Here is an 11,008-nt window from a genome sequence, read left to right as displayed (position 1 = left end):
CTGTGACCGACGTTTTCACCCATCCTTGGCTCTCGGGGCTGTTCGGCGACGTGGCCGCGCAGGCGATCTGGACCCCGGGCGCCAGCCTGTCGCGTATGATCGCCTTCGAGGCAGCGTGGTCCCGCGCCTCGGGGCAGACCGGCGCCGTAGACCGCGACATGGCCGAGCGCGCCGCCCGCGCCATCGAGGGCTGGACCCCGGACGAGGCAGCCTTGCGGCAGGGCACCGGGCGAGATGGATTGCCTGTCCCGGAATTCGTGAAGGGTCTTAAACAGGCGGCAGGCGATGCGGCCGACGCGGTGCATGTGGGCGCGACCTCGCAGGACGTGATGGACAGCGCGCTCGCCATGGCTCTGCGCGACACGCTGGCCCTGCTCGACGAGCGCATCTTTGCGCTCGAAGCGGCACTGCGCGGGCTGGCTGATCGTACCGGCGATGCGCGAATCATGGGGCGTACCCGGATGCAGGCGGCTCTGCCCATCATGGCTGCGCACCGGAGCGGGGTTTGGGCGCAGCCCTTTGCGCGCCACCGGGACAGGTTGGCCGAGCTGCGACCTCGGGTTGCCTGCGTGCAGGTCGGTGGGCCGGTGGGGGATCGGCGCAACCTGGCGCCCGGAATGGTCGGCGTCGTGGCCGAGCAACTGGGTCTGGCCGAGGCGCTGTGCTGGCATGCCGCGCGGGACGGAGTGGTCGAGTTCGGCGGGCTGGCGGCGATGATCGCCGGCAGCTGCGGCAAGATCGGTGCGGATGTCTGCCTCATGGCGCAGCAGGGCGTGGACGAGGCGCGGGTCGCGGGCGGCGGCGGCTCGTCCGCGATGCCGCACAAGCAGAACCCCATCGCGGCCGAGACGCTGGTGACGCTGGCCCGCTACGCCAGCGCGCAAGCCGGCGCCCTGGGTGGTGCGATGGTGCACGAACAGGAGCGCTCGGGCGCCGCGTGGACGCTGGAGTGGATGGTGCTTCCGCCCCTCGCCATGTCCGCCGCGCGGGCTCTTGGGCTCTGCATAGAACTGGTCGAGGGGCTGGAGATCATCGACAGCCAAGCTTGATGCGGCGCGTCAAGGTAGCGATGCAAGCCGTTGTGATTGCGCCTATGCGCCAGTGTAGGACTTCAGCGCCGCCTCGGCTCCTTCGGCCCAGATCATCGTGAGCCAGCGATCGAAGGCATCGGCGAAGCGGGGCTTGTTCGCGAGGTCGCCATACCAGCGGCGCTGTTCGAGCCAGGCTCGGGGACGCTCTTTCGCTGTCTTGGCGGCGGATTGAAGGTCGCTCCAAAAAGGGTCGTTGGGCTCGATCACCGATCCATTCTCGCGGGTGCCTTCGCACATGCGGGCCCAGAGGGCCTCGACCAAAGCCATACCCTCGACCGGGGAGTCGGTTTTCAGGGCGTCGCGAACCACCGGAAGGTTGAACCCGGTGTGGCGGGACGAGCCGTCGAAGGCGACGCGGCGGGTGGTGTCGCGGATCTCGGGGTTGGAAAAACGCTTGTCGATCAGGTCGATATATTCCGAAGCTGATGTGCCCGGCACGGCATGGACGTGGGGGGCGATCTCTTCGGTTTCCACCTTGCGGAAGAGGGCGTGGATCAGCGGATGTTCCATGCAGCCGGCAATGGTTTGGACCGAGAGGATTTCACCAGCGTTCGCAATGACTTGATGGCCGCCGTTGAGAATGCGGATCTTCATCGCTTCGTAGGCGTGGACATCCTCGGTGAAGGTCGCGCCGACCTCGTCCCAGTCGGGGCGGCCGGCGCAGAAGCGGTCCTCGATCACCCACTGACGGAAATTCTCATGCGTGACCGGCACGTTATCGGCTATTCCGAAGTCGCGCGCGAGGGCCAGTTCGGCCGGGCCGGTGGCGGGCACGATGCAGTCCACCATCGAGTTGGGGAAGGTGCAGTTGGCGTCGATCCAGTCGGCAAGGTCGGGGTCGGACAGCCTGGCGAGGCCGACGACGGTCTGGCGCAGGATTGCTCCGTTGCCTTGCAGGTTGTCGCAGGACTGGCAGGTGAAGGGTCCGGTGCCGTTGTCGCGGCGACGGCGGAGGGCCTCCACCATTGCGCCAAACGCCGTTTTCGGTGTCTGCGGGGACTGCGCGTCGTGGACGATGTCGGGTGAAAATTCGTCGAAGCCGCCGTCGGCGTTCTGGTAGTAGCCGCCCTCGGTCACGGTCAGCGAGACGATGCGGATGTTCGACTCGATCATGTGGGCGATCAGGGGCGCGTTGTTTTCGGCCACGGGGACATAGCCGATCATCGAGCCGGTGACCTCGACGGATTTGCCCGAGGGGTCGAGCTCGATCAGGGTGGTCAGGCAGTCCTGCGCAAGAAGCTTTTCGCGCGTGGCCGCATCGGCGGGGCGGACGCCGGCGCCGATGATGGCCCAGTCGTGCGCCAGCCCCTGGTCCATCAGGCGGTGGAGATACCAGGCCTGATGGGCACGGTGGAAATTGCCCAGGCCGATATGGATGATGCCGGCCATCAGGTTGTCGCGGTCATACGAAGGCACGCGGATCTCGGGCGGAAGATCGGACAGGGTGGCCTGCGACAGGGGGATGCTCATTGAGGAACCTCGGGCTGTTTTCCGGTGGGCGGGGTCAGCTCATCCACTGGCCGCCATCCACGTTGTAGGTTTGGGCGACGATGTAGCGGGCCTCGTCCGTCGCCAGGAAGATCGCCATGCCGGTCAGGTCGTCGGCCGTACCCATGCGGCCGTAGGGGACGGCGGCGGCGACCTCGCGCTTCTTCTGGCCGGGCGCCTTGCCCTCGTGTTTCGCGAAGAAGGCGTCGACGCCGTCCCAGTGCTCGCCATCCACGACGCCGGGGGCGATGGCGTTCACGTTGATGCCGTGCTCGATCAGGTTGAGCCCGGCCGATTGCGTGAGCGAGATCACTGCGGCCTTGGTGGCGCAGTAGACGGCGACGAGGGGCTCGCCCCGGCGGCCGGCTTGCGAGGCCATGTTGATGATCTTGCCGCCCTGACCGCGCGCGATCATGTGGCGCGCGACGGCCTGCATGGTGAAGAGCGTGCCGCCCACGTTGATGTCGAAGACGCGCTGGGTGTCGGCGCGGTCGATCTCGACCAACGGCGCGGCGGTAAAGAGAGCGGCGTTGTTGATGAGGATGTCGATATGGCCGAGGCGCTCGACGGTCTCGGACACGCCGCGGTCGATGCTGGCTTGATCGGTGACGTCCATGAGGATCGGGATCGCGCCGATCTCGTCCGCGGTGGCCGACAGGCGGTCGGCGGCGATGTCGGCAATGGCGACGGTTGCACCCTCGGCGATGTAGGCTTCCGCGAAGGCGCGGCCGATGCCGCGGGCGGCACCGGTGATGAGGGCGGTCTTGTCGGAGAGCCTCATGCGATCCTCAGGCCGTCCTGGCCGAAGCGGTGGAGCTTGTCCATCTGCGGCGAGAGGCGGATCGTGTCGCCGGCCCTGTGGTTGACCTCGCCCGGGGCGCGGACGGTGATGATGTCGGCAAGGCCAGTCTCGTGGACGTGGAAGAAGGTGTCGCTGCCCAGGTGTTCCGACACGCCGACCTTGCCCTGCCACGGGCCGTCGCCGACGACGTCGATATGCTCGGGGCGGATTCCGATGGTCCGGGCGTCGTGCTTTGCCGCCTCGGCTCCGTCGATGAGGTTCATCGTGGGCGAGCCGATGAAGCCCGCGACGAAGAGGTTGCGGGGCGTGCGGTAGAGGTCGAGCGGGGAGCCGACCTGCTCGATGTTGCCCGCGCGCAGGACCACGATCTTGTCGGCCATGGTCATCGCCTCGACCTGGTCATGCGTGACGTAGACCATCGTGGTCTTGAGGCGCTCGTGCAGTTCGCTGATCTCAAGCCGCATGCCGACGCGCAGGGCGGCGTCGAGGTTCGACAGTGGCTCGTCGAAGAGGAACGCCGCGGGTTCGCGCACGATGGCGCGGCCGATCGCGACGCGCTGGCGTTGGCCGCCCGAGAGCTGGCCGGGCCGGCGGTCGAGGTAGTCGGTCAGGTTCAGCACCTCGGCGGCGTGGTCGACGCGGCGCTTCTTTTCCTCCTCGCTCATCCCCGCCATCTTCAGCGGGAAGGTGATGTTCTTGCGCACCGTCATGTGCGGATAAAGCGCGTAGCTTTGGAACACCATGGCGAGGCCGCGCTTGGCGGGGGGCAGGTCGGTGGCGGGCTTGCCGTCGATGCGGATCTCGCCGCCCGAGACATCCTCAAGCCCCGCGATCAGGCGCAGGAGCGTGGACTTGCCGCAGCCCGAGGGGCCGACGAAGACCACGAACTCGCCGTCCTCGATGGTCAGGTCCAGGGGCGGGATGACCTCGGTGTCGCCGAAGGCCTTGCGCACCTTGTCGAGTGTAATGCGTCCCATGGGGGGCTCCTTATTTGACCGCGCCGAAGGTCAGGCCACGGACGAGCTGCTTCTGGGAGAACCAGCCCATGATGAGGATGGGGGCGATGGCCATGGTCGAGGCCGCCGAGAGTTTCGCGTAGAACAGGCCCTCGGGCGAGGAATAGCTGGCGATGAAGGCCGTCAGCGGCGCCGCGTTCGCGGCCGTGAGGTTCAGCGTCCAGAACGCCTCGTTCCAGGCGAGGATGATGTTGAGAAGAAGGGTGGATGCGATGCCCGGCACGGCCATGGGCAGGAGGACGTAGATGACCTCGGACCGGAGGGTCGCGCCGTCCATGCGGGCGGCTTCGAGGATGTCGTTCGGGATCTCGCGGAAGTAGGTGTAGAGCATCCACACGATGATCGGCAGGTTGATCAGCGTCAGCACGATGATCAGGCCGATCCGCGTGTCCAGAAGCCCCCAGTCGCGGAAGATCAGGTAGAGCGGCACCAGCACGCCCACGGGCGGCAGCATCTTGGTCGACAGCATCCACATCAGCACGTTCTTGGTCTGCTTGCCGGGCACGAAGGCCATGGCCCAGGCCGCGGGGATGCCGATGGCGAGGCCGATGATCGTGGACCCGACCGAGATCACCACCGAGTTCATGAAGTGGCGGAAGTAGCTCGAGCGTTCCTGCACGGTCGCGTAGTTCTCGAGCGTCCAGTCGAAGAACAGGAAGACGGGCGGATCGGCGATGGCCGTTCCTTCGCTCTTGAAGCTGGTCAGCACGGTCCACAGGATCGGGAAGAAGATCAGGATCGCGATGGTCCAGGCGATGGCGGTGTTGATCGCCTTGGTCTTGGTGGTGACGGCGCGGGCCATGATACGGTCTCCTTACGCGTCGAGGTTCTTGCCGATCATCCGCATCAGGAAGATCGCAACGATGTTGGCGAGGATGATGGCGATGACGCCCCCGGCGCTGCCCGTGCCGACGTCGAAGCGCAGCAGGCTTTCGGCATAGACGAGGTAGGTCAGGTTCGTGGACGCGGTGCCGGGGCCGCCGTTGGTGGTCACGAGGATCTCGGCGAAGATCGACAGAAGGAAGATTGTCTGGATCAGCACGACCACGGTGATCGCGCGGGCGAGGTGGGGCAGCTTGATGTAGTAGAAGCGGCTCCACGCGCTGGCGCCGTCCATCTCGGACGCTTCGAGCTGCTCGCTGTCGAGGGACTGCATCGCCGTCAGCAGGATCAGCGTCGCGAAGGGAAGCCACTGCCACGACACGATCCCGATGATCGAGGCCAGCGGCGCCTGCGTCAGGAAGTCGAAGGGCTGCATTCCCAGGACCTCCGCGATGTAGGCGAAGAGGCCGTTCACGGGGTTCATGAACATGTTCTTCCACACCAGCGCCGACACCGTGGGCATCACGAAGAAGGGCGAGATCACCATGATCCGCACGATCCCGGTGCCCCACATCGGCTGGTCGAGAAGGACCGCCAACGCGATGCCGCCGACCACGGTGATCAGAAGGATGCCGCCGACCAGCAGCAGCGTGTTGACGATGGCCGCCTGGAAGGCCGGGTCGGTGACGAAATAGGCGTAGTTCTCGAAGCCGACGAAGGGATTGTTCCCAGGCATCAGGAGGTTGTAGCGCAGGAACGAGAAATACAGCGTCATCCCCAGCGGGATCAGCATCCACGCGAGCAACAGGACGACCGACGGTGCGATCATGAACCGCGCGGCGGCGCGGGAGTGCTGGGTCGCCATGGTCCCCTCCCTGAGAATGGCTATGGGTGCAGGCTACGGCGCGTGGGGGCGCCGGGTTGGGGCGAGCCTGTCGCGGCTCGCCCCGTGGTCGTGGATCAGTTCGAGCCGTAGCCGGCGCGGTCGATCTCGCGCTGGGTGGTCTGCTGGGCGGCCTGGAGCGCCTGCTCGGCGTCCATCTGCCCGGCGAGCGCGGCCGAGAAGGTCTGGCCGACGGCCGTGCCGATGCCCTGGAACTCGGGGATCGCGACGTACTGGGCGCCGGTGTAGGGGATTTCACCCTCGGCCGGGGCGGTCGTGTCCACCGCGTTGATCGAGTTCAGCGTCATCTGGGCGAAGGGCGCGGCCTCCTGGTACTCGGGGTTCTCATAGAGCGAGGTGCGGGTGCCCGGAGGGGCGGCGCGCCAGCCTTCGTTCTCGGCGACGAGGTTGGTGTATTCCTGGCTCGTGGCCCAGGCGACGAATTCCTGCGCGGCCTCGGACTGCTGCGAGCCGGCGGGCACGGCGAGGGTCCAGATCCACAGCCAGTTGCCGTGGTTGTCCACGCCTTCCTTGTTCGGGAACTGCGCAAAGCCCACGCTGTCGGCCACCTGGCTGTCCTCGGGGTCGGTCACGAAGGAGGCGGCGACGGTCGCGTCGATCCACATGCCGCACTTGCCCTGCTGGAACAGCGACAGGTTCTCGTTGAAACCGTTGGCCGCGGCGCCCGGGGGGCCGTAGTTGTTCATCAGGTCAAGGTAGTCGGTCAGCACCTCGTTCCAGGCCTCGCTGTCGAACTGCGCCTGCCAGTCCATGTCGAACCAGCGCGCGCCGTACGAGTTCGCCATGGCGCTGATGAGGGCCATGTTCTCGCCCCAGCCGGGCTTGCCGCGCAGGCAGATGCCGTAGATGCCCTCGTCCTCATTGGTCATCGCCTCGGCGGCGGTCTTGATGTCGGACCAGGTGGGCTGGTCGGGGATCGTCACGCCGGCCTCTTCGGCCAGATCGGTGCGATACATTACCATAGCGGATTCGCCGTAGAACGGGGCCGCATAAAGCTGGCCATCGACCGAAAGCGCCTCGCGGATCGAGGGAAGCAGGTCGTCGGTGTTGTAGTCTTCGGGCAGGTCGTCGAGCGGCGTGAGCCAACCCTGTTCGGCCCAGATCGGCACCTCGTAGACGCCGATCGTCATCACGTCGAACTGGCCGCCCTGGGTGGCGATGTCCTGTGTGACGCGCTGGCGCAGCACGTTCTCTTCGAGTGTGACCCACTCGAGTTCGATATTCGGGTGCTGCTCCGTGAAATCGGAGGTCAGGCCCTGCATCCGGATCATGTCGCCGTTGTTCACGGTCGCGATGGTCAGGGTGGTGGTGTCCTGGGCGAGGCCGGCGGTGGCAAGGCCGGCGGCGATGCCGAAGCCGGCGGCCGACCCCATAAGGGTGCGCTTGATGGTCATGAGATCCTCCCGTTCGCGCTTACTTTACGCATGTAAAACGTAGGAGGGATTCTGCTGTTGCGTCAATCAAAAAATAGTGGAGAAAATCGCTGCGCCGCAGCAATATTGCGCGGATCAGGCGGACTCGCGCAGCTTGAGTACGCCGTCGAGAAGCTGAACCACCTGACTTTGCGCATTGTTTTCCCCGCGTATCTTTTCGACGAGCCGCTGGACCGCAACGCGGCCGATCGCCTCGACATCCTGCGCGACGGTCGTCAGCGTGGGGGTGGTGAAGGGGCAGAGCGGGTAGTCGTCGTGCCCGGCGATTCTCAGCCCGCCCCGGCGCGCGCGCCCCGGATCGAGCCCGTGCTTCGCCGCCGCGTGCAGCGCGCCAATCGCCACGCGGTCGTTGGCGCAGAGGATCGAGCGGTCGGTGAACTGCCCCTGCGAGAAGCAGCGATCCAGCACCGCCGAGCCGTGCGCCTCGAAATGCGAGGCCGGGTGGAGCGCCTCGGTCCCGATGATGGTAGGCTCGTGGCCCAGCTCCTGCATCTTGGCGATATAGGCGCGTTCGCGTTCCAGCGCGTTGAAGTTGACCCGCGGCATCGCAAGGAAGACCGGAGGATCGCCCACGCGGCTGAGGTATTCGGTGATGATCCCGGTGCTCTGCATGTGGTCCGACCCGACGAAATCCACGCTCGGCATGGTGCTCGGGCGGCTGTCGACCAGCATGAAGGGCAGGCGGGCGTTCAGACGCTCCTGCACCGCGAAGTCGCTGTGGTTGCCCAGAGGGGCGACGAGGGCACCGTCGACGGACATGGACATGAAGGTCTCGGCCGCGCGCGCCTCGATCGCGGGATCGGAATGCGAACATTGGGTGATGACGGTAAAGCCGGCCTGCATCGCCGCGATCTCGATCCCCTCGAGGAGGCGGGTGAAGAACAGGTCGTTGAGATAGGGGATGATGACCCCGATCATGCCAGTGGATTTCCGGTTCATCCGCGTGGCGAAGAAGTTCGGGACGTATTCGACCTGCTCGAGCCCGCGCCGGATCTTTTCGGAGGTCGAGCTGCGGACGCTGGAGGGGTCCTGGAAGTAGCGCGACAGGGTGGGGCGCGAGACGCCGATGGCGACCGACAGCTCCTCCATGGTGTCGATGCGCCGCTTGTCCGATTGCGGTTGGCCCGTCTCGTCCATGGTGACCCTTCCTGAGCGCGTTCGAATTTGCAGTGCTATCTTTACACGTGGAAAGCTACGATCAGCTTGTGTTGGAAATCAAGCTTAACACGTTCACGCCGATGCCGTCGCCCGAGGGACGCTGCGGGCCCGGCGGGCGCGCCTACGGTCTGTTGGAGATTGGAGCGGGTGAAGGGAATCGAACCCTCGTATTCAGCTTGGGAAGCTGCTGCTCTACCATTGAGCTACACCCGCATACCGCGCTGAAATAGGACCCCGGGGCCCCCGGGGTCAAGGGCAATCGCTCAGATCTTGCGGCGCCTGCGACGCTGGCGGCCATCCTCGCCGCCGGTGTTGAAGGACACGTCCGGCAGGGACGCGATCTTGCGCAGCTCGGGGAACGGGTCGGTGGCGTGGGGCAGGGCGTTCGCGGCGACGAAATGTTCCTGGAAGCGCGGCTCGATCGCCGTTTCGACCTTGTGGATGCGGCGGACGGTCTGCTCGATCTCGGCGCGGGAGGCGCGGTTCAAAAGGGCGATGCGCGCGCCCGTGCCGGCGGCGTTGCCGGCGCTGGTGACCTTGTCGAGCGGCACATCGGGGATCATCCCGAGGATCATCGCGTGTTTCGGGCTGATATGCGCGCCGAACGCGCCGGCCAGCACCACGCGGTCGACCTTGTCCACGCCGCGCTCGTCCATCAACAGGCGCGCGCCGGCATAGAGTGCGGACTTCGCCAGCTGGATCGCGCGCACGTCATTTTGCGTGACCGAGATCGTGCGGTCGGCGGTCTCGTAAAGGACGAACTGGTGCGTGCGGTTGTCGGCGCGGAGGCGGTCGGTGCCGACCTGCTCGGCCGAGCCAATTAGCCCTGAGGCGTCGATGATGCCGGCCGAGCGCATCTCGGCCAGCGCCTCGATGATGCCCGAGCCGCAGATGCCCGTAACCTCGAAGTCGAAGGCGGGGTCGTCGGACCAGAGATCGCTGCCGATGACGCGGAAGCGGACGTCCTTGGTGTCGGGGTCGATGCGCACGGCGTCGATGGCGCCGTTCGCGGCGCGCTGGCCGCTGGAGATCTGCGCGCCCTCGAACGCCGGGCCGGTCGGGGACGAGCAGGCGAGGACGCCGTTGCGGTCGCCCAGCAGGATCTCGGCATTGGTGCCCACGTCGACGATCAGCGACAGCTCGTCCTGCTTGCCGGGCTCCTCGGACAGGGCGACGGCGGCGGCGTCGGCGCCGACGTGTCCCGCGATGCAGGGCAGAAGGTAGGCACGGGCGCAGGGGTTCAGGCGGGTCAGGTCCAGTTCGGCCGTTGCACATTCGACCGCATCAGAGGTCGACAGCGCGAAGGGCGCCTGCCCCAGTTCGACCGGGTCGATGCCCAGAAGCAGGTGGTGCATCACCGGGTTGCAGACGATGACAGCCTCGACGATGGCGGCGGGGGCGACGCGAGCCTCGGCGGCAATGTCGGCGGCAAGCTGGTCCATCGCTTCGCGCACGGCGCGGGTCATTTCTATGTCGCCGCCGGGGTTCATCATCGAATACGAGACGCGGCTCATCAGGTCTTCGCCGAAGCGGATCTGCGGGTTCATCAGGCCCGCAGAGGCGAGGACAGCGCCGGTGTCGAGGTCGCACAGATGCGCGGCGATGGTGGTCGAGCCGAGGTCGATGGCGAGGCCGTAGAGACCGGATTCGTAGAGGCCCGGCCAGATGTCGATCAGCCGCGCGGGGCCGCGATGTGCCTGGTGGACGGCGAGGGTGACGCGGAAGCCGCCCTTGCGCAGGACGGGCTGGAGCTTGCGCAGAAGCGGTAGCGGCGCCTCGACCGGACCCAGGTCCCACTGCGCCTTCAGCGCGCGATTCAGGCGTTCGAGGTCGCCCGAGGGCTCCTGCATGTCAGGCTCGTCCACCTCGACGAAGTAGAGGCGCGTGGCGGGGTCCATGCGGATCTCGCGCGCGGTGGCGGCCTTGCGGATGACCTGGCGGTGGACCTGGCTTTCGGGCGGCACGTCGAGGACCACGTCGCCGCATATCTCGGCCTGGCAGCCGAGGCGGCGGCCGGGTTTCAGGCCACGCTTTTCGTCATAGCGCGCCTCGACCGCATTCCAGCCAGACAGCGCGTCGTCCTGCACGGTGACGCCGTGCTTCGTGTGCTGCCCGATCTGCGGCGCGACCTGGCATTTCGAGCAGATGCCCCGCCCGCCGCAGACCGAATCCAGATCCACGCCCATCCGTCGCGCGGCGGCAAGGACGGTCGTGCCGGCGGGGACGCGTGCGCGCTTGCCCGACGGGGTGAAGATGACGAGGGGGTCTTCGCTCATGTCGTTTCCGGTCCGGGA

Annotated in this window: 9 protein-coding genes and 1 tRNA gene; 1 reads left to right on the top strand and 9 read right to left on the bottom strand. The window is 66.7% G+C overall.

Annotation, left to right across the window (positions count from 1 at the left end):
* The first annotated feature begins 2 nt into the window (after positions 1 to 2).
* A complete protein-coding gene (locus PAM7066_RS01065; protein ID WP_245749554.1) occupies positions 3 to 1,049 on the top strand; it encodes a 3-carboxy-cis,cis-muconate cycloisomerase in 1,047 nt (348 codons plus the stop codon).
* Between the two features lie 42 nt (positions 1,050 to 1,091).
* Here PAM7066_RS01065 and PAM7066_RS01060 read toward each other — a convergent pair whose 3' ends face one another.
* The 9 genes from PAM7066_RS01060 to PAM7066_RS01020 all read right to left on the bottom strand — a co-directional run bounded on the left by PAM7066_RS01060 (position 1,092) and on the right by PAM7066_RS01020 (position 10,990).
* The gene (locus PAM7066_RS01060) at positions 1,092 to 2,561 is read right to left on the bottom strand and encodes a mannitol dehydrogenase family protein (RefSeq protein WP_085852266.1); all 1,470 of its coding nucleotides are present in this window, start codon (positions 2,559 to 2,561) and stop codon (positions 1,092 to 1,094) included.
* 34 nt (positions 2,562 to 2,595) lie between these two features.
* Entirely contained in the window at positions 2,596 to 3,360 is a 765-nt protein-coding gene (locus tag PAM7066_RS01055; RefSeq protein WP_085852265.1) for an L-iditol 2-dehydrogenase, read from the bottom strand.
* Positions 3,357 to 4,358, bottom strand: coding sequence for an ABC transporter ATP-binding protein (locus tag PAM7066_RS01050; protein ID WP_085852264.1), 1,002 nt, complete (start codon positions 4,356 to 4,358; stop codon positions 3,357 to 3,359). Before PAM7066_RS01050 ends, PAM7066_RS01055 begins: the two co-directional genes overlap by 4 nt.
* 10 nt (positions 4,359 to 4,368) lie before the next feature.
* Positions 4,369 to 5,199: a carbohydrate ABC transporter permease gene (locus PAM7066_RS01045; RefSeq protein ID WP_085852263.1), complete on the bottom strand. Its 831-nt coding sequence runs from the start codon at positions 5,197 to 5,199 to the stop codon at positions 4,369 to 4,371.
* Between the two features lie 12 nt (positions 5,200 to 5,211).
* Positions 5,212 to 6,084: a carbohydrate ABC transporter permease gene (locus PAM7066_RS01040; RefSeq protein WP_085852262.1), complete on the bottom strand. Its 873-nt coding sequence runs from the start codon at positions 6,082 to 6,084 to the stop codon at positions 5,212 to 5,214.
* Positions 6,085 to 6,179: 95 nt separating this feature from the next.
* The gene (locus tag PAM7066_RS01035; RefSeq protein WP_085852261.1) at positions 6,180 to 7,517 is read right to left on the bottom strand and encodes an ABC transporter substrate-binding protein; all 1,338 of its coding nucleotides are present in this window, start codon (positions 7,515 to 7,517) and stop codon (positions 6,180 to 6,182) included.
* A gap of 114 nt (positions 7,518 to 7,631) precedes the next feature.
* Entirely contained in the window at positions 7,632 to 8,693 is a 1,062-nt protein-coding gene (locus PAM7066_RS01030; protein ID WP_245749553.1) for a LacI family DNA-binding transcriptional regulator, read from the bottom strand.
* Positions 8,694 to 8,853: 160 nt separating this feature from the next.
* Positions 8,854 to 8,927 (bottom strand) — tRNA-Gly (locus tag PAM7066_RS01025).
* A gap of 50 nt (positions 8,928 to 8,977) precedes the next feature.
* Positions 8,978 to 10,990 (bottom strand): ASKHA domain-containing protein, encoded by a 2,013-nt coding sequence (locus PAM7066_RS01020; RefSeq protein ID WP_085852260.1) that lies wholly within the window; start codon positions 10,988 to 10,990, stop codon positions 8,978 to 8,980.
* Positions 10,991 to 11,008: the final 18 nt, after the last annotated feature.

The organism is Palleronia marisminoris (assembly GCF_900172315.1).
Classification (GTDB): domain Bacteria; phylum Pseudomonadota; class Alphaproteobacteria; order Rhodobacterales; family Rhodobacteraceae; genus Palleronia; species Palleronia marisminoris.
The sequence above is the reverse complement of the archived record's forward strand: the minus strand, read 5'-3'. Positions and strand labels throughout refer to the sequence as shown.

Excerpts from the sequence above, each read along its gene's own strand:
- PAM7066_RS01055 (WP_085852265.1), bottom strand. The coding sequence starts at position 3,360 with ATGAGGCTCTCCGACAAGACCGCCCTCATCACCGGTGCCGCCCGCGGC.
- PAM7066_RS01050 (WP_085852264.1), bottom strand. The coding sequence starts at position 4,358 with ATGGGACGCATTACACTCGACAAGGTGCGCAAGGCCTTCGGCGACACC.
- PAM7066_RS01020 (WP_085852260.1), bottom strand. The coding sequence starts at position 10,990 with ATGAGCGAAGACCCCCTCGTCATCTTCACCCCGTCGGGCAAGCGCGCA.
- PAM7066_RS01040 (WP_085852262.1), bottom strand. The coding sequence starts at position 6,084 with ATGGCGACCCAGCACTCCCGCGCCGCCGCGCGGTTCATGATCGCACCG.
- PAM7066_RS01060 (WP_085852266.1), bottom strand. The coding sequence starts at position 2,561 with ATGAGCATCCCCCTGTCGCAGGCCACCCTGTCCGATCTTCCGCCCGAG.
- PAM7066_RS01035 (WP_085852261.1), bottom strand. The coding sequence starts at position 7,517 with ATGACCATCAAGCGCACCCTTATGGGGTCGGCCGCCGGCTTCGGCATC.
- PAM7066_RS01030 (WP_245749553.1), bottom strand. The coding sequence starts at position 8,693 with ATGGACGAGACGGGCCAACCGCAATCGGACAAGCGGCGCATCGACACC.
- PAM7066_RS01045 (WP_085852263.1), bottom strand. The coding sequence starts at position 5,199 with ATGGCCCGCGCCGTCACCACCAAGACCAAGGCGATCAACACCGCCATC.